The sequence below is a fragment of the Halostella pelagica genome (assembly GCF_004762015.1).
Classification (GTDB): Archaea; Halobacteriota; Halobacteria; order Halobacteriales; family Natronoarchaeaceae; genus Halostella; species Halostella pelagica.
Window position 1 is genome coordinate 279619 of the sequence record NZ_SJES01000001.1, and the last position, 21476, is coordinate 301094.

Sequence of the window (21476 nt, forward strand, 5' to 3'; positions counted from 1 at the left end):
TACCATGCCGGGTCCAGACCCGGCGTGGTCGACGTCCCGACGGCGAAACGAGCGCTCGCCGCGTTAGCCCGCGACGCCTGTGTGAGCGATGCGAGTACCGATCCGGAAGACGAACGCGGGACTGCCGACGGCACCGCGAGCGGGGCGAACGAACCAGACAGCGAGACGGCGGACCACCGAGACGTGATCGACACCGCCGCCGCCGCAGTCGAGGATATTGACCGCGCGGCCGCCTTCGACGAAACGGTCGGTCTCACCCGGTTGCGACGGGCCGTCGAACGTGTGCCGGACCGCGAGACGAAACGTCGCGGCCAACGGGCGCTTGCGACGTTTCAGCGGTTTCGCCGCGTCGCAACTGACGAGCGCGGACCAGCGGAAGCACGTCACTGCACTGTGGGCGGCGATCAGTTTCACTGCGGTCGCGGAACCGATTTAAGAAGAGATCGCCAAAGGAGGGATACATGACACGGGTGATTCACACGGGCGACACCCACATCGGGTACCAGCAGTACCACTCGCCCGAGCGCCGGCGGGACTTCCTACGAGCATTCGAGCAAGTTATCGAGGACGCACGCGAAGACGACATCGAAGCGGTCGTCCACGCCGGAGACCTCTTTCACGACCGCCGTCCCGACCTGCGGGACCTGCAAGGGACTGTCGCAGCGTTGCGCTCGCTTCGGGACGCTGACATCCCGTTTCTCGCAGTCGTCGGAAACCACGAGGGGAAACGAGACGGCCAGTGGCTCGACCTGTTTGAGGACCTCGGCCTCGCTACTCGGCTCGACGACAAACCGTTCGTGATAGACGACACCGCGTTCTACGGGCTCGATTACGTGCCCGAGTCGCGCCGCGACGATCTGGCGTACGATTTCGAACCACACGACGCCGACCACGCGGCGCTGGTCGCCCACGGCCTGTTCGAACCGTTCGCGTACGCGGACTGGGACACGGAGACGGTGCTTTCAGAGGCGACCGTCGATTTCGACGCGATGTTACTCGGCGACAACCATACGCCGGGCAAGTCCAAGGTCGAGGGTGCCTGGGTGACCTACTGCGGGTCGACGGAACGGGCGAGTGCGGACGAACGCGAGGACAGGGGGTACAACATCGTCAGGTTCGGCACCGCCGACGAGGGGATGGATTCACCCGGAGACGACGTAGCGATAACCCGCCGCGGCCTCGACGCAACCCGGGACTTCGCCTTCGTCGATGTCGAACTCGCTGAGAACGAGGGCGTCGAGCGCGTTCGAGAACAGGTACGCCAGCACGAACTGGAAGACGCCGTCGTCCTCGTCACCGTCGACGGCGACGGAGAGCCGATAACGCCCGCCGTGATCGAGGAGTTCGCCACGGAAGCGGGCGCGCTCGTCGCACGGGTCAACGACCGACGGGACCGGGACGACGAAGACGGGGAGGTGTCAGTGTCCTTTGCCGACCCCGATGACGCCGTCCGCAGGCGAGTCCGGGAGATGGGACTCAGCGAAGCGGCCCACGACGTCGACGAAACCGTGCGAGCGAGCAAGGTCGCTGACTCGAACGTCCGAGACGAAGTGTCCCGGCGCGTCCGCGGCCTGCTCGACGAGGACGCCGCGGCGTTCGATTCAGGACCCGACGAGGAAGCCCCCGAAGAAATCGAGGAAGTAGCGCCGGACAATGGCAGGTCGGTCAGTGAAACCGACGAGACCCACGACGGAGAAACAGCCGCGTCCGCCGACAGCGACGGTCAGTCGTCGATGGAGGAGTACCTGTGAAGTTCGAGCGCGTGCGTCTCCGGAACTTCAAGTGCTACGCGGACGCCGAACTGCGCCTCGACAGGGGCGTCAGTGTCATCCACGGCGTCAACGGGAGCGGGAAATCCTCCTTGCTCGAAGCGTGCTTTTTCGCGCTGTACGGGTCGAAGGCGCTTGACGACCGGAACCTGGAAGACGTGATCACCAACGGCGAGGAGGAGGCCGAGGTCGAACTCGACTTCAGCCACGACGGGGGCGCGTACGGTATCGAGCGCCGCGTTCGGTTCTCGGGAGAACGCGCAAAGACCGCGACGTGCGTGTTGGAAACCCCGGACGAAACGATAGAGGGCGCACAGGCCGTTCGAGCCGAGATAACGTCGTTGCTGCGGATGGACGCCGAGGCGTTCGTCAACTGCGCGTACGTCCGCCAGGGTGAGGTCAACAAACTCATTCACGCGTCGCCGAGCGACCGTCAGGACATGATCGACGACCTCCTCCAACTCGGCAAACTCGAGGAGTACCGCGAACGCGCCAGCGAGGCCCGCCTCGGCATCGACGACGTGCTTTCGGAACTCCGCGGCGAGCTCTCCGGTCTCGAAGACCGCATCGAAACAAAGGAGGGGAAAGACCTCCCGGCGCGCCTGAACGAACTCGAAACGGAGCGAAAGGAGGTCACGGCGGAGATAGAGCGCTTCGAGGACCAGAAAGAGAAGGCCGAGGCGTCATTAGAGGAGACAGCGGAGATCCTCGCCGAACACGAAGAGAAACGCGAGGAACTCGAACGCATCGAGGACGACATCGCGGAGCTTCGCGAGACCATCGCCGACACCGAGCGGGAACGAGAGGCGCTCACGGAACAACTGGTCGAGCACCGCGAGCGCCGGGAAACGGCCCGCGAGGAGCGCGACGAACTGCTCGCGGAAACGGATCTCGACGAGGCCGATCCGGAACGGATCGAGGAGCGCCTCGGCGAGTTAGACGAGCGTGACGAGTCACTTCGCGATGACTTAGAGGAGATCCGCGTTGCGATCAACGAACGCGAGGGCGAAGCCGAAAGCCTCAGCGAACGGGCCGACGAACTCGAAGCCGAGGCGACGGAGAAACGGGAGCGAGCGGCCGAACTCGACGACGAGATAGACGAGGCGGAAGCGACAGTCGCCGAACGCCGCGAGAAGGTCGAGGAACTCGACGACGACATCGACGCGAAGCGTGCCGTCTTCGACGACGCGCCGGTCGATTTTGGCGAGGCTGGGGATCGCCTCGCAGACCTGGAGGACGAGCGCGACGACCTCCGGGCAGACAAACAGGAGATAGCGGCGACGCTAGACGCCAAACGCGAACAGTTGGACGAGGCCGAGAGGCTCCTCGCCGAGGGCAAATGCCCGGAGTGCGGTCAGCCTGTCGAGGACTCGCCCCACGTCGAATCGATAGACGACCTCCGCGAGACGATAGACGACCTGGAGGCCGAACGGGATGACCGGGAGGACCAGATCGATGCGCTCGACGACGACATCCAGACTGCCGAGACGCTCGTCGAGGCCGAAGACGCCGTCGAGCGCATGCGAGAGAACCGCTCGAACCTGACGCAGTTGCTCTCCGAGAAAGAGGAAACGGTCGACGGGAAACGCACCCGACGCGACGAACTCCGGGAGCGAGCGGCCGAACTCGACGAGGACGCGGCTGAGAAACGCGAGACGGCCGCGGAGACGGAAGAAGCCGCGAACGAGAAACGCGAACAGATCGCAGCGATCAACCGACAGCGCGGCGATATCCGGGAGCAACGCGAACGTCTGGAGTCGCTCTCGGCCGTGGTCGAAACCATCGAGGACGCGGGTGACGCCATCGAGGAGGTCCGGGAACGCCGCGAGAGCAAGGACCAACTCAACGACGAGCGTCGCGAACGCCTCTCGGAGAAGCGTGAGCGCAAACAGGAACTCGACGACGCCGTCGACGAGGACCGCGTAGCGGAGGCTCGCGAGGAGAAAGAACGGGCGAGCGGCTACATCGAGGACGTGACGGAGCAACTCGGCGAACTGCGCGACAGACGCGACGAACTCGGGAGCGATATCGGCGGCGTCAAAAACGAACTCGACGAGCTAGACGAACTGCGAGCGAAACGGGAATCGCTGGAACAGCGCCGCGAACGGCTCGCGGGACTGTACGACGAGGCCGAGCGTCTACAGGCGATGTACGGCGACCTTCGGGCGGAACTCCGCCAGCGGAACGTCGAGACGTTAGAGCGGATGGTCAACGAGACGTTCGAACTGGTCTACCAGAACGACTCCTATGCGCACATCGAACTCGACGGCGAGTACGAACTCACGGTCTACCAGAAAGACGGCGAGACGCTCGACCCGGAACAGCTGTCCGGCGGCGAGCGCGCGCTGTTCAACCTGAGCCTGCGCTGTGCCATCTACCGCCTGCTGTCTGAGGGCATCGAGGGTGCGGCACCGATGCCGCCGCTCATCCTCGACGAGCCGACCGTCTTCCTCGACTCCGGGCACGTGTCGCGGCTGGTCGACCTCATCGACTCGATGCGGCAGTTAGGCGTCGAACAGATCGTCGTAGTGAGCCACGACGACGAGCTAGTCGGAGCCGCAGACGACATCGTTCGGGTGGAGAAAGACGCGACGAGCAACCGGTCGACGGTGACGAGAGAGCGCCCCGAGATAGCCGCCGTCGAATAGTTCAGTATCTGTCGTCGCGTTCCCAGCGGTTCGCACGCTGACGGGGTTCCGTCAGTATCAGTCCCGCAGAGCGTCGAGGGCGGCCGTCGCAGTCTCCGTCGCGTCATACCCTCGTTCCCCGGCGACGCGCGCTTCCTCGACCAGGCCGGCGGCGCGAAACTCCGCGAGCAGGCCGTGGAGGTCGCTCTCGCAGAGGTCGTAGGCGTCGAGCAGTTCGCGGATGCCGACCGGGCCGCGGTCGGCTATCTCGGCGAGCAGCCCCAGCGAGCGGTCGTCGTGAACGGCGGCGATGACCTGACGGACGTCTTCGGGAACGCCGCGGGCCGAGGTCGCGAGCGGCGACTCGCCCTCGACGACGCTCAGAGCATCGTTGTCGACGTAGCGCTCCTCGCCGGTCGCCGGGTCGCGGACGCGACTGCTCTCGCCCGACTGCTTCAACAGCAGGTATCGGTCGCCCGACTCGTCGCGTACGGTTCGCATGAAAGAAGATCGGTCAGTCGGCCGGTTATGCGTTCCGGACCGAACTACGCTTGATCGCGAAGCGAGACCGTCTCGGCTGTCTCGAGCCACGCAAGCGGGTTCTCGGCGTCGTAAAATACGACTCCGTTCTCGGTCTCGTACGCTTCGACCGAGTCAACGCCGTCCGGTTCGGGCAGGTCCGCACTGTGCTCGCCGTGAGCGCTTGCGTGGTCAGACATCTTCTCCTCCAGATTATGTTAAGTGTTACCACATTAAAGGTCTTGTTGCCGTCTGTGTTACACGTTCCGGCAGGGGAGACGAAACCCGGCCGTCGGAAGACGGCCGAGGACGGTAACCCAGACGTTTTTATCGGCGGGTTCTAACCCGCAGTACATGACTGATTCGGGCCAGACAGGGCTCGGCGAGTTCGAGGACGGAGGCGGCGAGCGTCCCGCCGGGGAGGCGCAGGCCGTCGCCGGCAACGGCGGACAGCCGACCTCGGAGGTCGTCGATCCACTGGAGGAGGCAGTCCCGGACGCCCGGGGGACGGTCGATCTCACGGTGATGCAGGTGGACTACACCATCGCCGGAAGCGGCGAAGACGAGCGACCGATCATCCACGTGTTCGGCCGTACTGCGGACGAGAGGATAGAACACGTCGAGGTTCTGGGCTTTCAGCCGTATTTTTACGCGCCGACGGATACGCTGGACGACGAGAAACTCGACGACGGTCGGATCACCGGCTGGGAGGAGGGCCACGAGAGCATCCGCGGCGAGAAACTGACGAAGATCTACGGCCGGACGCCCCGAGACGTCGGGAACATCCGGGACCGGTTCGAGCATTACGAGGCGGACATCCTCTTCCCGAACCGGTTTCTCATCGACAAGGACATCGGTAACGGGATCCGCGTCCCCGAGCGCCGTGCGAACGACGGCACGATACGTGTCCCGCACGAGGAGGTCGAACCCGTCGAGGGCGATTCGGACCCGCGAGTGAACGTCTTCGACATCGAGGTCGACGACCGCTCGGGGTTCCCGGAGGACGGCGAGGAGCCGATCATCTGTCTCACCAGCTACGACACGTACGACGAGCAGTACGTCGCCTGGCTGTACGACGCGCCGGTCGGCGGCGTCGACGCGCCGGAGTCGCTGTCGGACTACGACCCGATGCGCGAGGACGCAGACATCGAGGTTCGGACGTTCGACGAGGAAGAGGCGATGCTCGACGCGTTCGTGAGCTATATCGAGGAGACGGACCCCGACGTGTTGACCGGATGGAACTTCGAAGACTTCGACGCTCCGTACTTCCTCGACCGCATGGAAGTCCTCCAGAGCTACGACCACGAGTACGACCTCTCCATCGACCGCCTCTCACGCGTCGACGAGGTGTGGCGCAGCGACTGGGGTGGCCCGGACATCAAGGGACGGGTCGTTTTCGACCTGCTGTACGCCTACAAGCGGACGCAGTTCACCGAACTGGAGTCGTACCGACTGGACGCCGTCGGCGAGACTGAACTCGGCGTCGGCAAGGAGCGGTACACGGGCGACATCGGCGACCTCTGGGAGAACGACCCGAAGCAGTTGCTCGAATACAACGTCAAGGACGTGGAACTGTGCGTCGAACTCGACCGGAAGCAAGACATCATCGCGTTCTGGGACGAGGTGCGCGCGTTCGTCGGGTGTAAGCTAGAGGACGCGACGACGCCCGGCGACGCGGTGGACCTGTACGTTCTGCACAAGGTCCACGGCAACTTCGCCCTCCCCTCGAAGGGACAACAGGAGAGCGAGGATTACGAGGGCGGCGCGGTGTTCGAACCGATCACGGGCGTCCGCGAGAACGTCACCGTCCTCGACCTGAAGTCGCTGTACCCGATGTGCATGGTGACGACGAACGCGTCACCGGAGACGAAAGTCGACCCCCAGACGTACGACGGCGACACGTTCGTCGCTCCCAACGGCACCCACTTCCGGAAGGAACCGGACGGCATCATCCGGGAGATGGTCGACGAGTTGCTGGAGGAGCGCGAACAGAAAAAGGCGATGCGAAGCGAACACGACCCCGACAGCGAGCGGTACGACCTGTTCGACCGCCAGCAGGCGGCGGTGAAGGTGATAATGAACTCGTTGTACGGCGTTCTCGGGTGGGACCGGTTCCGCCTCTACGACAAGGAGATGGGCGCGGCGGTGACGGCGACGGGTCGCGAGGTGATCAACTTCACCGAGGAAGCGGCCAACGAGATCGGCTACGACGTGGCGTACGGCGACACCGATAGCGTCATGCTCGAACTCGGCGGCGACATCTCCGTCGACGAGGCCATCGAGCAGTCATTCGAGATCGAGGAACACATCAACGGGTCGTACGACGAGTTCGCGAGCGAGGAACTGAACGCTCGGGAACACCGCTTCCAGATCGAGTTCGAGAAACTCTATCGGCGCTTCTTCCAGGCGGGCAAGAAGAAACGCTACGCGGGACACATTGTCTGGAAGGAGGGCAAGGAAGTCGACGACGTCGACATCACGGGGTTCGAGTACCAGCGCTCGGACATCGCGCCGATCACGAAACGCGTCCAGAAGCAGGTCATCGACATGATCGTCCACGGGAAGGACAAGGAAGCCGTCAAGGACTACGTCCACGAGGTCATCGAGGATTACCAGAGCGGCAACGTCAATCTGGACGACGTGGGGATCCCCGGCGGCATCGGCAAGCGTCTGAACAACTACGACACGGACACCGCGCAGGTCCGGGGAGCGAAGTACGCGAACGCCCTGCTCGGAACGAACTTCGCCCGCGGGAGCAAACCGAAACGGCTCTACCTGGAGAAAGTACACCCCGACTTCTTCCGCCGTCTGGAAGCGGAGGAAGGGTTCGACCCGCAACGCGACCCGGTGTACGGCGCGTTCAAGAGCGACCCGGACGTCATCTGCTTCGAGTACGCGGACCAGATCCCCGAGGAGTTCGAGATCGACTGGGACAAGATGCTCGATAAGACGCTCAAGGGACCGATAGCACGCATCCTCGAAGCTCTCGATATCTCCTGGGACGAGGTCAAGTCAGGACAGGAGCAGACGGGGCTGAGCAGTTTCATGTGACACGTTCGCGTGCCCGAACGGAACCGGATCGATCAGGCAAACGGCCGGTGATCGTTTCCGTAATAGAAAATCTATTTTCCCGACAACGAAATCGAATACGGCGAAATGCGAAAGCATTATGGGGCGCACTGACCTTCGTTCAGACACCAGAGGAACATCCAGCATGGCAACATTAGAACTCAACAATCTCCACGCGGAAGTCGCTGAAGAGGGCGTAGACGAGCAGATTCTCGACGGGGTCGACCTCGAGGTGAAGTCGGGCGAGATCCACGCCCTGATGGGACCGAACGGAAGCGGAAAGTCGACGACAGCCAAGGTTATCGCCGGTCACCCGGCCTACGAAGTCACCGAGGGCGAGGTGCTCCTTCACCTCGAAGACGGCGACTTCGGCGGGGCGTTCGAGATCCCGGAGGACAAGCGTACCTGGGATCTGCTCGACCTGGAACCGAACGAACGCGCCGCGCTCGGCGTGTTCCTCGGCTTCCAGTATCCCGCCGAGATCGAGGGCGTCACGATGACGAACTTCCTCCGCACGGCTCTCAACGCCAAACTCGAAGAGCGGGAAGAGCTGTTCGAGGACGAGGACGAACACGAAGAGGAAGAGGAGGAAGCGGGCTACGACACCTCCCCGATGGAAGGTCCCGCGGACGAGGGCGAAGTCGGCGTCGCCGAGTTCCAGCAGATCCTCTCCGAGAAGATGGAACAGCTCGACATGGACGAGAAGTTCGCCCAGCGCTACCTCAACGCCGGCTTCTCCGGCGGTGAGAAGAAGCAAAACGAGGTCCTCCAGGCAGCTATCCTCGAACCCGAGGTCGCCGTGCTCGACGAGATCGACTCGGGCCTCGACATCGACCGCCTGCAGGACGTCTCGAAGGGCATCAACGCCCTCCGCGACGAGCAGGGCACCGGCATTCTCCAGATCACTCACTACCAGCGGATCTTAGATTACGTCGAACCCGACCACGTCCACGTCATGCTGGACGGGAAGGTCGCCAAGAGCGGCGGTGCGGAACTCGCAGAGAAGCTCGAAGACAACGGGTACGACTGGGTGCGCGAAGAGTTCTACGAGACGGCGTAACCGGATTCAACTAGAACCAACGCTATAAGCCCAGAACCTTAAACGATAATATCAACAATGAGCTCAGAACAAGACCACCTAAAAGAGACCGACACCGAGAAGCGCTTCGAATTCAAGAAAGAAGAAAGCGCGGCGGTGACCTCGGGCAAGGGACTGACCGAAGAAGTCGTCCGGATGATCAGCGACGACAAGGACGAGCCCGAGTGGATGCTGGAGCGCCGCCTCCGCTCGCTGAAGCAGTACCACGAGATGCCGCTCCCGACCGACTGGCCCGGCCAGCCGGACCTGACGGAGCTGGATATCGAGGAGATCGTACCGTACATCCGACCGGACGTCGACAAGCGCTCCGGCGCTGACGACTGGGACGACCTCCCCGAAGACATTCAGGACACCTTCGAACAGCTCGGCATCCCCGAAGCGGAGCGCAAGGCGCTTTCGGGCGTCGGCGCTCAGTACGAGAGCGAAGTCGTCTACCAGAACATGCAGGAGCAGTGGGAGGAGAAAGGCGTCGTCTTCTGTAACATGGACGAGGCCGTTCGGGAGCACCCCGAACTCGTCAAGGAGTACTTCATGACGAAGTGCGTCCCCCCGAGCGACAACAAGTTCGCCGCGCTGCACGGCGCTGTCTGGTCCGGCGGCTCGTTCGTGTACGTCCCCGAGGACGTCACAGTCGAGATGCCCGTTCAGGCGTACTTCCGAATGAACAGCGAGGGGATGGGCCAGTTCGAACACACACTCATCATCGCCGAGGAAGGCTCCGAAGTCCACTACATCGAGGGCTGTTCCGCCCCGAAGTACGGCAGCCACAACCTCCACTCCGGCGGCGTCGAGGTGTTCGTCGGCGAGGACGCCCACGTTCAGTACTCGACCGTGCAGAACTGGTCGAAGAACACGTACAACCTGAACACCAAGCGCGCCATCTGCGAGAAGGGCGGCACGATGGAGTGGGTCTCCGGTAGCATGGGTTCGAAAGCGACCATGCTGTACCCGTCGACCATCCTCAAGGGCCGCGGCGCGACTGACAATCACATCACCATCGCCTTCGCGGGCGAGGGCCAGGACATCGACACCGGCGCGAAGGTGTACCACAACGCGCCGAACACCAAGTCCACCATCGAGTCCAAATCTATCGCGAAAGACGGCGGCCGCACGAACTACCGCGGTCTCGTCCACATCGCTGACGGCGCGGAGGGCTCCTCCACGTCCGTCGAGTGCGACGCGCTGATGTTCGACAACGAGTCCACGTCGGACACCATGCCGTACATGGAGATCCAGGAGTCGAAAGTCGACGTCGCCCACGAGGCGACCGTCGGGAAGATCGGCGACGAGGACGTCTTCTACCTCCAGTCCCGCGGACTGGACGACGACGACGCCAAGCAGATGATCGTCGCCGGGTTCATCGAGCCCATCACGGAAGAACTGCCCATCGAGTACGCGGTCGAGCTCAACCGCCTCATCGAGCTCGAAATGGAAGGGAGCCTCGGATAACATGAGTACGCAGGTACACGCCGCCCTCGACGAGGGTACGGTACGAGAGATCTCGGAATCGCTCGGGGAGCCGGAGTGGCTCCTCGAAACGCGGCTAGAGGCGCTCGACGCGCTGGACGACCTGGCGATGCCGAGCGTCATCCGGACGCCCGGCCGCGAGTGGACGAACCTCCACGACCTCGATTTCGAAGGGTTCGTCGACCCGCTCAACGCCGCCGAGAACAAGGACCAGGTCGGTCCGGACGAAGCAGAGGTTCTGCCGTTCGCCGAGGCCGTCGACGAACACGAGGAACTCCTCAAGGAGCACTTCGGCTCCGTCGTTGATCCGCAGGACAACTACCTGACGGCGCTGTCGACGGCGCTGTTTAGCACCGGGACGGTCGTCTACGTCCCCGAAGGCGTCGACGCCGAGGACGTGAAGATCCGCACTGAGATGAACAGCCAATCGCTGTTCAACTACACGCTCGTCGTCACCGAGAAGTCCGCCTCGGTCACGATCCTCGAACGGCAGTCCACCGGCGAGGACGTGGACGGCGAACGCTACTACTCCGGCATCGTCGAGGTCGCGGCCGGCGAGAACAGCAACGTCCAGTACGGCACCCTCCAGAACGTCGACGAGGAGACGTACAACTACACGCTCAAGCGCGGTCACGCCGACACGTACGCCACCATCGACTGGATCGAGGGCAACATCGGCTCCCGGCTGACAAAAAGCTCCGTCGAGACGTACCTGAAAGGCGACTCCTCGGAGAGCCAGATCGTCGGTGCGTTCTTCGGTCACGGGGACCAGCACTTCGACGTGAACGCCCGCGTCTGGCACGAGGCCGAGCACACGACGGCCGACCTCGTGACGCGCGGTGCCCTCGACGACGAGGCGCGCTCCGTCTACGAGGGCGTTCAGGACGTCGGCAGCGACGCGTGGGACACCAACTCCTACCAGCGCGAGAACACGCTGATGCTCTCGGACGAGAGCGAGGCCGACGCGTCCCCGAAGCTGATCATCAACAACCACGACACCGAGGCGTCTCACAGCGCCACGGTCGGGCAGGTCAGCGACGAAGACCTGTTCTACATGGAAACCCGCGGGACGGACCCCGAGAGCGCGGAGAACATGCTCGTCGAGGGCTTCTTCGTGCCAGTGCTCGAAGAGGTCGCCGTCGACGAACTCCGCGACGATCTGACGGATCTCGTCGCGGCCAGGCTGCGCGAGTAGAGCGGCCACTTCGTAACCGCGGGAACACGGCCGGCGTAGCCCGCGAGTACCGAGACGCGACCTGTTTTCTCCCCGGTTTCGCAGTTCGGTAAAGTAGGGAGGGTTAAGTGACCCCCGCACTGAACGGTAGATATGAGTCTGGGTCAACGCGTCTCGACTGACCACCAGCTCGCGCGACTCCTCCAGATAGGTGTCGTGCTGGAGGAAGTGGTCGAGGCGCGCGCCTATCGCCACCTCGAATCCCTCGCTGCGGACGAACGGGAGGAACTCGGCGACGAGATTGTCCACTTGCTCGAACACGCCGCCGAGGAGTCCGAGGAGCACCGGGAACGGCTGGAAGGATTGGTCGAAGAACTCGATGCGGACACCGTCGCTTACGAGGAGATCGAACGACTGGTCGAGGCCCAGTACGGCCAGACGAGTCCGGACGATTTCGACGGAGTGCTGTACGATGCGCTCTGTAACGAGGAGACGGCCTACAAGTTCTACGACGACCTCATTGAGGCGGTCGAGGCGAGCGACGCCGACTACGCCGTCGACCGCGACCGACTCCTCGACACGCTGAAGTCGATCCGAGCGGAGGAGGAAGAGGGCGTCGAAGAAGTCACAGAGATCATGGAGCGGCGAGAATGAACTGGGACACACATCGGCGGCGAGGGGGTAACGCATGAACACGGGAGACCAGTATCTAAAGGCGATCTACCTCGCACAGCGACTGGAGGACGGTCCGGCAGCGACGGGAACGCTCGCAGACATGCTGGATGTCAGCCCCGCCAGCGTCAACGAGATGATCGGAAAGCTCGAAGAGCGGGGCATGGCCGACCACGAGAAGTACAAGGGCGTCACGCTCACCGACGAGGGCATCGCACAGGCCGAGGACGCGCTCCAGACCTACTGCATCATCGAGCGCTTCCTCGCCAACGTCCTCGAAGTCGAGGACTTCCGCGGCGAGGCCCGCGCCCTGGAGAGCGTCATCGACGACACCGTCGCGGAGCGACTCGACACCATCATCGACCGCCGTGAGGAATGTCCCGACTGCTTCGATGCCGGGGAAGACAAGTGCGAGTATCTCGAACCGGTCGTCGAGAGCGCTGACTGAGCGGCGGTTCCGTCGGACGAAACGGTAACTCATAAACGGTCCAGGCGAGTACTGTTATCCGAAGTCCCGTAGAAGTCGCGAACGCGGAAGCGTTGCGGGACCGGAAAGCAGACAGTGCAGTCCCGTGGTGTAGTGGCCAATCATATGGGCCTTTGGAGCCCACGACGGCGGTTCGAATCCGCCCGGGACTACTTCTGCCGTGAGCAACTACGCTAGCGGCGAGTCTCCTCGCGGATTCCGAACCCAAAGGACGAGAGGATTTGACCCGCCCGGGACAATAACACCGTTCTTAGATCACTTCGGAGACAGCCGAACGCTCCGCTGTCGAAACTACGGTTCCGGTGCGAACCACGCGAGCGCTATACCGACGACGCCCACGGCTCCCGCCACCACGAACGCCGTCCCGTAGCCCGTCGCTCCGATCAGCGCGCCGGCGGCGATGGGGGCGACGAACGCGCCGGCGAGGCCGATGCTGGTCAGGAGGGCGACGGCCGTGGCGGCTACTTCCGGCGCGACGAGTTCGCGGACGTAGGCGAACACGAGACCGAGACAGAGCTGGATCGCGAACCCCGCAACGAGGAGCGCGGCGACGACCACGGGGACGGTCCGGATGGCGGTGAACCCGGCGATGACCGGCGCGGCGACGAGGAACGAAAGCAGGATGACCGGTCTGCGACGACCGCCGAACAGACGGTCAGACAGGAGGCCGCCAGTCATTCGCGAGAGCGCGCCGACCGCGGGAAACAGCGCGGTGAGCGCGCCGCTGACCGCCAGCGACAGGTGGACTTCCTCTGCGAAGTACGACGGTGCCCAGCTGTTGACGAAGAGATAGAGCGCGTAGCCGAGAAACCCGAGCCCACAGACGAGCAGGACCTGTCGGTTCGTGACGACGGATCGGAGATCCTGCAGCGTCGGCGTCGGCGTATCCGTGGCTCGTCCCAGCCCGCGGCTGGTCGGCCAGAACACAGCCAGTCCGACGACGGCGAGGCCGGTAAATACGGGAAACACCGCCGGCCAGCCGAACGTCGCGGCGACGATCGGACCCGTTCCTTGTCCGATGGCGAAGCCGATAGGCCCGCTGGCGGTGAACGTCGCGACGGCCGACGCCTGGCGGCTAGCGTCGAACGCCCGGCCGACGATGTCGATGCCGGCGTTCCAGACGACGACGTAGGCGATGCCACCAAGCACCCGCGAGGCGAGCAGTGACCGGAACGAACCAGCGGTTGCGGCAAACCAGCCCCAGATACCGGCGATCAGGAGGACGCCGACGGCGACCGCGACCGCCCGGCGGGAGTCGGTGCGGTCGAGGACGATACCGACGGGGACGCTCGCGACGACGGCAGTTCCGAACATGACACTGACGACGAGTCCCGCGGAAGACGGACCGACGCCGAGAGATTTCCGGATCAACGGCGTCACGCTCGCCGGGACGAGTTCGTACGCACCGAGGGCGATCGACATGAGGCTCGCCCCCACGATCAGACCCGTCCCTGATCGGTCGCTGGCGGTCGTCCTGCCGGTCTCGACTGTTCCCTGTGGACGCTCGCTACTCGGCACTGAACCGTGGTTTCTCCGCCCCTCGTATCAAGCTGTCGTAATAACAGAGCGACAGCCCGGCAGTGGAGATCCGGTCAAACGTGTCCGACATCGCGGTAGAGTCAGCGCGGCGGGGCGACGGCCGCGGTTCGGGCTGTCGGTTCCGGTCCGATCCCCTCCACCGCGTGGTCGTCCCGCAGTTCGGACACGTCGCACGGCCCTCAGAGCCGGTATGTTGCCGCGTCTTGCCGCACTCGTGGCAGATGACGACCCATGATACGGACTGTTGTAACTGTGTACCGGTATGCACCGACCCCGTGTCAGCGCTATCCGGAAATGACTTACAACGGTCCGTATGACTCCCGGCCGAGAACTCCTCGCCGTCTTCGGAGTCGAGCCAGTACGCGGCCGATTCGTCGTTCGTTCCGGGAACGACCACAGTGTTGCCTTTCGACGCGATCCGGTCGCGTTGCTGTCTGTCGATATGCCTCGCATCGGAGTTCCGATCCGTAGTGCCATCCCTTCTGGTATTCCTCGTTGGATTCATCTCGCGGCGGGCGGGTCGTTTTCGGCGGTCGGTCAGAGAAGATTCATTACGAATGCCTCTCACTGACCGTATATGCGTACCCTCCTACTCGGAATAGTGGTCGTGCTGTCGGTCCCGGCGATGGCTATGCCCGCCACCGTCGTGGCGGACGCCACACAGGAATCGAGCCCTGACGGTCCACCTAACCCCTGCGTCGGAACGATGACGGAGCAACCCGACGAGGAGACCCTGATAAGCATCCAGGGGATCCGGCTGACGGACGACGGATACGTGAAGAAACCGGCCATGCTCGTCTCGTTCGCGCCGAACGGGTCGTTCGAGTGGGCGCGGAACGCGTCCGCTCACGGCCGTTCGTGGGCCTACGACGTCGACCCGATGGACAACGGCGACCTCCTGTTCGCGACGACCGAACACGGCGTCTCGCTGGTCGGCCGTCTGGACCCGGACGAGAACGAGTACGTCTGGCTGGAGCGGTTCGAAGAACCGGAAAGCGACGAGAACCCGCATGTGATCGATGCCCACGACGCCGACCGACTCAACGAACACGAGATAGTGATCGCGGACAAGGGCGAGGGGCACGAGCGTCTCCTCGTGTACAACCGGACCCGCGGTGAGGTCGTCTGGGAGTGGCGGTTCGAGGACCACCCCGAGGTGTTTCCCGAGAGCGGCGGCGGTCCCGCCGAGGACTGGACTCATCTCAACGACGTCGAAGCCGTCGGCGACGACCAGTTCATGATCTCGGTTCGGAACTTCGACCAGGTCGCGTTCGTCAACCGAACGACGGGCGACGTAGACCTCATGCTCGGCGAGGACGACAACTACGACATACTGAACGAACAGCACAACCCGGACCACCTGCGTGGCCCCGACGGCGAGCGAACCGTGCTGGTCGCCGACAGCGAGAACGACCGCGTCGTCGAGTACGCGTACGACGACGAGACGGAGTCGTGGGACCGCGTCTGGGCGGTGACAGGGATGGACGAACCGCGAGACGCCGACCGCCTGGAGAACGGGAACACGCTCATCGCCGACCGGATGGGCCACCGACTGGTCGAGGTGAACCCCCAGGGCGAGGTCGTCTGGGAGGTGTACACGCCGTGGGAACCGTACGACGCCGAGCGGGGTAACGTCGACGAGTCCGACGGCCCGACGATGCGCGAACTTGATGCAAACGGGAGCTACGAGGCCCGCGGGGGCGCTAACTTCACCGGCGAGGACATCGAGAAGTGCGCGGCGTCGATGTACGAATTCGCCCGTCAAACGAACGGCGACTCGAAGGAGGAAACGAGCGGCGTTTCGATGTCGAACGGCAGTATCGTCACGGGTGACGGAACCGAAATTCCGGTCGTTCCCCTCGCGGCCGGGAGCGTCGTGGTGGTCGCACTGGCGGCACTGGCGTACCGCCAGTGGAGTTGAGGAGAGGAGTACACCTGCCGTTCGAGCGTTTACCCGGAGCCGTCAGCCGAGGGTGTGGGAAGTCGTCAGTGGACGCGAGAGATGTGTCGGAGAGTCGCCAGTGTTGAAGCCGAGAACGAACCGGGGAGTAAAGCGAAAAAGCGGACTGCTCCGGTTCTCAGTCGCGTACCTGACTGCTGAAGCGGTCGAAGCGGTTGCGGACGGCAGCGAACAGGCGACGGCGGTTGAGGACTACCTCGCTGAGCCCCCAGAAGACGGTGAGGACGCCACCGAGAGCCACTGAAAGCGCCGTCCACGAGTCCATCCACACCGGTCGGACCCACGGTTCGATATGCGCCCAGCGGGTCGCCAGTTCGTTCGTCCCGTCCTCGATGACCGTTCCCGAGCCCACGTCGATAATCGCGTCGGCGACGGTGTAGCGGCCCGCCGGCCCCTCGTCGTCACCGCCGTGTACCGTGTAGCTCCCCGACGCACCCTGTTCGCTTATTGCCGGTCCGTTCGACCCTTTCTCCCCTCGCTCGGCGTCGTACGGAGCCCACCCGGCGTGGAACTCCCAGACGACCTCGCCCTGGGGCGACACTTCGACGACGCGGTGGTTCAGAGTGTCCGTGACGAGCGTGTTCCCGTTCTCCAGGCGGTCGGCATCGCGGGGCCAGTTGAACCCGTCGACCGACCAGGTTCGTTCCCACGAACACTCATCCGGCGGCGTCCCGGCTCCGAGTCGGGGGTCCGCGTCGCCACAGTTCCGTTCGTACTCGACGACGCGGTCGTTCTCGCTGTCGGCGACAACCATGACCGGCGTCCCGTCCGCCCGTTCGAAGTAGTCCGGATTGTGCTGTTCGAAGAGGATATCGTGGTTGTCGTCCTCGCCGAGTCGCATGACGATCTCGTCGGTCTCCCGGTCGATGACTATCGACTGGTCGAAGTTCCGCGGCGACGCCAGGACGTACCGGTCGCCGTCGCCGATCACTTCAGCGTCGTTGACGTGGGTCCAGTCCTCGCCGAACCCGCCGTCCGTGTCCTCGGAGTAGTGGTCGCGGAACTGCCATTCCCATTCAGTCTCGCCGGTCGCGTTGTCCGCGATGAACAGGCGGTCGTTGCTGACGCCGTTCTCGTACTCGCGCATGTTGGCGACGAGCAACCGGTCGTCGGAGATGTAATCCACGTTGTGGGTGTCCTCTAGGTCGTACTGTTCGGTCCAGACCGGGTCGTTCGTCTCCGGGTCGAATTCGAAGACGACGGTTCCGCCGGGATTGGTGGAAGTAACGAAGAGGTTCCCGTTCGCCATCGGGTCAACGTCGTAGAACCAGCGCGCGCCGACCTCCTCGCCGTCGAAGTTCCAGAGGAGTTCGGCGTTCTCGTCGGCGGCGACGAGACGGGCGGGCTTTTTGGGGTCACCGGTGCCGTCGAAGTGGAATCCCTGAATGCTGACGTACGTCTCGTTATCGGCCGTTCGCTCGACTGTCCCGGGGGCGAGTTCGACCGACTGCGGGTTGAACGCGGCGTACACGCCCGGTGCGAGGAGGACGCAGACAAACACTGCGAGGGCGCCCCGGACGAGCCAACGACGCGGAGGGAGTGCGTCACGGTCCAATTCCATACGCCCTCTGGGAAGCACCGCTACGAATTCCTTGTGGTGTCGACCTCCGGAGAGAACGGAAGTTCCGATCAGGGACCCGAACCCATCGACCCGCACCGCTGCCGAACGTTCGCGTTACGGGCGACGAATTTCGAGCCCGTGAGCGGCGACGTCTTCCAGAATCGCGTCCCACCCGCCAACGGTCACCTGACCGTCGTCCGTCTCGACGACGAGACGCGCCACCTCGGGAAGGACGAACGTCTCCTCGGCGCCTAACGAGCTTTCGAACACGTAGTCCACTACTTGGCCCTCCCAGGTTCCGCTGCGACCCGTGTCGGTGTTGTGACCCTCGACGTACACACTGATGTCACCGCTGACTTGCGGTTCCTGCCCGTCCGACTGTTCCGGTTCGCCCTGCTGACTACCCATAAGGTCGATGTGGTCGATGATAGCTCGCCAGGGTGTGAGATAGCGCCGGGGATAAGAGAACCCAGTCTGAATCCGTTTCGACCCCATCCAGAACTGCTCGCTGTACCGCTGGAACATCTCGACCATGCTCTCGTCTCTCGTGATCAGCGACGGGCGGGTCACGGCAGGCGACGCGAGGCCGCGGAAGACACCGTACTCCCGGTCAGCGGCGACGACCAGGTCAGCCGACGGTCGGTGACGGACGACCAACCCGTCGGGAAACGCCGCGTCCTCGACCGTCGACCTATCGTCCGCCTGGACGAGCAAGCGGACGGTCACGCCGCGCTCTAGCGCCGAGCGGATGTCCCCACGCAGGTCGGCGTACCAGTCCATCGGCAACGAGAGAAAGAGCCACCACTCCGCGCTCTCTACCGCATCACGGATGTGGCGACGCGTCGACGATTCGTGGTTCACGACGGTGACAAAGCCCATCGACGTGTCGACCTCGTCGAACCGCTGTCCGAGGTCGGCTATCGCGGTGTCGACGTTTGACTCGAACCGGTCCAAGCGTTGCTCTTTCAGTTCGGTCAGTCCCACTTCCGGCGGCACGGCCACGGCCTCTTTCCCACCGCTCCCCTCGTGGATTTCGAGAAGGCCGAGTTTCTTGAGGTCGTCGACCACGTCGTAGATCCGCTGTTGCGGGATGTCCGATTCGTCGGACAACGCCGACAGGCGAGCGGTGCCGAGACTCACTGCGGCGACGTAGGCGCGCGACTGATACTCAGTCAGACCGATCTCTTGCAGGAGGTCGACGATCGAGTCGTCCATCTACGCTCCCCCGGTCCCTCCCTCGCGCTGACAACTCTGCCGTCGGTCTCGGTTCATGCTGTGTGCACTACCCGGTTCGGTCAAATAACCTTCGAAGACAGTGGTCAATGGTATCACGTACTGTCGGCTGTAATCGATTGTGGGGCTTCGCCGGATCGGTACGGTGAACGTCTACAAGGACGTACAGCCGCAAGTATCGGTCATTCCCACGCATCGACAACTGGGACGGCCGCGTTCGAACTAAACGCGTCCGGCTCCCGGACGGAACAGGGATCGAACGGTCCCGGGCCGAGATCGAACACGGCCCGAAGGAAGGCGAACGGTGCGGCCGCCGCCCAGGCCTGCGGCCGGCAGGCGGACGGGTACGGAACGGGGTCCACGACGCCGTCGAACCCACAGAACAGTTCCGGCGCGCTCTCTCCGTCGATCCGAGACAGCGCGTCGAGTTGAGCCGCGGCGACGGTTTCGGCGGCGTCGTGGCGCTCGTAGCGTGCCAGACCGAGAGCGACCAGCGCGTTGTCGTGAGGCCACACCCCGCCGGCGTGGTACGAGACGGGGCTGTACCCGTCGTCGTCCGCGCTCAGAGTTCTGAGGCCCCACCCCGAGAACAGGGCAGGGTCCAGCAGGCGGTCCGCCACGGCGTCGCCCCGGCGGTCCGGGACGATGCCCGACCAGAGACAGTGACCGACCGTCGAGACGACCGTGTCGACCTGCCGTCCGTCGGCGGTCAGCGCGGCGGCGTAGAACTCCCGGTCCGGCATCCAGAACGCCTCGTCGAACCGCGCCGCGAGCGCCGCCGCGCGGGCCGTGAGATCGCTCGCTAGCTCGTCGTCGCCGCGAACGACGGACGCCAACTCCGCCGCTCTCGTCAGCGCGTCGTACACGTACCCCTGTACCGCAGCGCTGGCGAGCGGCGGCGACGCCTGCGTGCCGTCCGTGTGCTGGACCCCGTTCGCGCTGTCGCGCCACACCTTGTGGACGACGCCGCCGAGGCCAAGTTCCCGGTAGTAGAGAAACGGGTTGTCCCCGACGGCCTCAACCTGCCGTTCGATCCAGTCCAGAGCAGCGTCGAGAGCGCCCCACAGGTCCGTCACGAGTTCGTCATCACCGGTCCATCGCCACGTTTCGTGGAGCAGTACCGCCCACAGCGGCGTCGCGTCGACGGAGCCGTAGTAGGGAGTCTGCGGGATAGCGCCGGTCCGGGCGAGTTCTCCACGCCGGATCTCGTGAAGGATCTTCCCCGGTGACTCATCGCGGCGTTCGTCGGTACAGGTGCCCTGTCGGGCCGCCAGATACCGGACCGTTCCCCGGGCGAGCGCCGGCGCGACCGGCAACAGCGAGTACGAGGAAAGCAGGGAGTCGCGGCCGAACACTGTGACGAACCAGGGAGCGCCGGCAAGGGGCACCGGCCCCTGATCGGTGACGGTCGTCAGTGCCGATACGTCCCGGCGAGCCTGTCGAAAGATCCGGTCGTACTCCGCGTTCCCGGTACGGATCGGCCCGTCCAGGATAAACGGGCCGTCGCGGCGAGTTCCCGGAGTTTCCGGCCGCCCCTCGTCAGCCGCCACGCGCTCACGGTGAGCGTCGCCGTTACTCGTCTCGCTGAGTGGTCCGTCACTGTCGACGTTGCTCGTCTCGCCGACTGCCCCCTCACCGCTTTCCGCCGCTCCGTCGCCCGCAGGTGACGGCGTCGCCCGAACGGTGGACTCGCCGCGGGGGACAACCTCGACGGTGGTACGCCAGCGCTCCTGCGGCGAGAGCGTCGGGGAAAACGTCGCCGTGCAGTGGTCGAGACGCGTCGGTTCGGCGTCGAACGTAACTGTCGTCTCCAAGGGTGTCGTCCCCCCGTTCCCGTCCGCCTGGTCGGAGGCGAACGTGACGGTGCGGTCGTCGACGGTCGTACTGACCGCTCGGTCGGTCGCCTCGTGGATCCCGCGGACCTCGAAGATGTCGGTGAAATCGGCGTCAAAGCGAACCGTGACCTCGAACGTTCGCTCCTCCGGAAAGTGGTTGTGCAGGTCGAACTGCTCGACTACCGCGCCTTCGGTGACCGTCTGTCGGCGGGTCAGGGCGACGGTCGCGTGCTTGGTCGTGACGGTGTCGGAGATCTCGTTTACCGTCGTTCCGACGCTCGCGTACCGTCTCGTCCGTCGCGTCGGCGGGCGGCGGTCGTCGCTGACCAGCGTCAGATCGATCCCCGCAACATCCACGGCCAACGGGAGGAGATAGCGCGTATCGCCGTGGTACAGCCCTCCCGCGTCGGATCGATCGTCGGCGACGAGGTACGTCACGCCGTCCACCAGAGTGTTCACAGTCCC

General features: G+C 64.2%; 16 protein-coding genes and 1 tRNA gene. 11 read left to right on the plus strand and 6 right to left on the minus strand.

The annotated features are described in order from the left end of the window. The first annotated feature begins 24 nt into the window (after positions 1–24). Genes EYW42_RS01435 through rad50 form a run of 3 tightly spaced genes read left to right on the plus strand, consistent with a single transcriptional unit; the run spans position 25 to position 4417 of the window. The gene (locus EYW42_RS01435) at positions 25–465 is read left to right on the plus strand and encodes a hypothetical protein (RefSeq protein WP_135533473.1); all 441 of its coding nucleotides are present in this window, start codon (positions 25–27) and stop codon (positions 463–465) included. Then, positions 462–1751 carry a DNA double-strand break repair protein Mre11 gene (gene mre11, locus EYW42_RS01440; RefSeq protein ID WP_135533474.1) on the plus strand — a complete coding sequence of 430 codons (1290 nt, stop codon included), beginning with the start codon at positions 462–464 and terminating at the stop codon, positions 1749–1751. Before EYW42_RS01435 ends, mre11 begins: the two co-directional genes overlap by 4 nt. Then, a complete protein-coding gene (gene rad50 / locus EYW42_RS01445; protein WP_135533475.1) occupies positions 1748–4417 on the plus strand; it encodes a DNA double-strand break repair ATPase Rad50 in 2670 nt (889 codons plus the stop codon). The genes mre11 and rad50 overlap by 4 nt, the downstream gene beginning before the upstream one ends. Before the next feature lie 57 nt (positions 4418–4474). On the opposite strand, the gene EYW42_RS01450 is transcribed toward rad50, so the two are convergent. Together EYW42_RS01450 and EYW42_RS19635 are read right to left on the minus strand one after the other, a co-directional pair. Next, positions 4475–4897 (minus strand): DUF7346 family protein, encoded by a 423-nt coding sequence (locus tag EYW42_RS01450; RefSeq protein WP_135533476.1) that lies wholly within the window; start codon positions 4895–4897, stop codon positions 4475–4477. Positions 4898–4941: 44 nt separating this feature from the next. After that, positions 4942–5115 carry a DUF7331 family protein gene (locus EYW42_RS19635; protein ID WP_168192932.1) on the minus strand — a complete coding sequence of 58 codons (174 nt, stop codon included), beginning with the start codon at positions 5113–5115 and terminating at the stop codon, positions 4942–4944. 154 nt (positions 5116–5269) lie between these two features. On the opposite strand from EYW42_RS19635, the gene EYW42_RS01455 reads away from it, so the two are divergent. The 7 genes from EYW42_RS01455 to EYW42_RS01485 all read left to right on the plus strand — a co-directional run bounded on the left by EYW42_RS01455 (position 5270) and on the right by EYW42_RS01485 (position 13035). Then, on the plus strand, positions 5270–7966 hold the full coding sequence (locus EYW42_RS01455; protein WP_135533477.1) for a DNA-directed DNA polymerase: 2697 nt from the start codon (positions 5270–5272) through the stop codon (positions 7964–7966). 163 nt (positions 7967–8129) lie between these two features. Then, on the plus strand, positions 8130–9044 hold the full coding sequence (locus EYW42_RS01460) for an ABC transporter ATP-binding protein (RefSeq protein ID WP_135533478.1): 915 nt from the start codon (positions 8130–8132) through the stop codon (positions 9042–9044). A 57-nt stretch (positions 9045–9101) separates the two neighbouring features. Next, positions 9102–10532, plus strand: coding sequence for a Fe-S cluster assembly protein SufB (sufB, locus tag EYW42_RS01465; RefSeq protein WP_135533479.1), 1431 nt, complete (start codon positions 9102–9104; stop codon positions 10530–10532). 1 nt (position 10533) lies between these two features. Then, complete coding sequence (sufD, locus tag EYW42_RS01470; RefSeq protein WP_135533480.1) at positions 10534–11745, plus strand: Fe-S cluster assembly protein SufD; 1212 nt, start codon at positions 10534–10536, stop codon at positions 11743–11745. Between the two features lie 132 nt (positions 11746–11877). Continuing rightward, positions 11878–12378 (plus strand): ferritin-like domain-containing protein, encoded by a 501-nt coding sequence (locus EYW42_RS01475; protein ID WP_135533481.1) that lies wholly within the window; start codon positions 11878–11880, stop codon positions 12376–12378. Positions 12379–12412: 34 nt separating this feature from the next. Further along, a complete protein-coding gene (locus EYW42_RS01480; RefSeq protein WP_135533482.1) occupies positions 12413–12844 on the plus strand; it encodes a metal-dependent transcriptional regulator in 432 nt (143 codons plus the stop codon). 118 nt (positions 12845–12962) lie between these two features. Then, positions 12963–13035 (plus strand) — tRNA-Gln (locus EYW42_RS01485). A 139-nt stretch (positions 13036–13174) separates the two neighbouring features. On the opposite strand, the gene EYW42_RS01490 is transcribed toward EYW42_RS01485, so the two are convergent. Then, positions 13175–14401 carry an MFS transporter gene (locus EYW42_RS01490; RefSeq protein WP_375137117.1) on the minus strand — a complete coding sequence of 409 codons (1227 nt, stop codon included), beginning with the start codon at positions 14399–14401 and terminating at the stop codon, positions 13175–13177. A 598-nt stretch (positions 14402–14999) separates the two neighbouring features. Between EYW42_RS01490 and EYW42_RS01495 the strand changes: the two genes are divergently transcribed. Continuing rightward, positions 15000–16343 (plus strand): aryl-sulfate sulfotransferase, encoded by a 1344-nt coding sequence (locus EYW42_RS01495; RefSeq protein WP_135533483.1) that lies wholly within the window; start codon positions 15000–15002, stop codon positions 16341–16343. A 157-nt stretch (positions 16344–16500) separates the two neighbouring features. On the opposite strand, the gene EYW42_RS01500 is transcribed toward EYW42_RS01495, so the two are convergent. The 3 genes from EYW42_RS01500 to EYW42_RS01510 form a co-directional block, all read right to left on the minus strand. Further along, positions 16501–17943: an aryl-sulfate sulfotransferase gene (locus tag EYW42_RS01500; RefSeq protein ID WP_135533484.1), complete on the minus strand. Its 1443-nt coding sequence runs from the start codon at positions 17941–17943 to the stop codon at positions 16501–16503. A 114-nt stretch (positions 17944–18057) separates the two neighbouring features. After that, positions 18058–19158, minus strand: coding sequence for a TrmB family transcriptional regulator (locus EYW42_RS01505; protein WP_135533485.1), 1101 nt, complete (start codon positions 19156–19158; stop codon positions 18058–18060). A gap of 200 nt (positions 19159–19358) precedes the next feature. Then, entirely contained in the window at positions 19359–21470 is a 2112-nt protein-coding gene (locus EYW42_RS01510) for an amylo-alpha-1,6-glucosidase (RefSeq protein ID WP_135533486.1), read from the minus strand. Positions 21471–21476 lie beyond the last annotated feature (6 nt).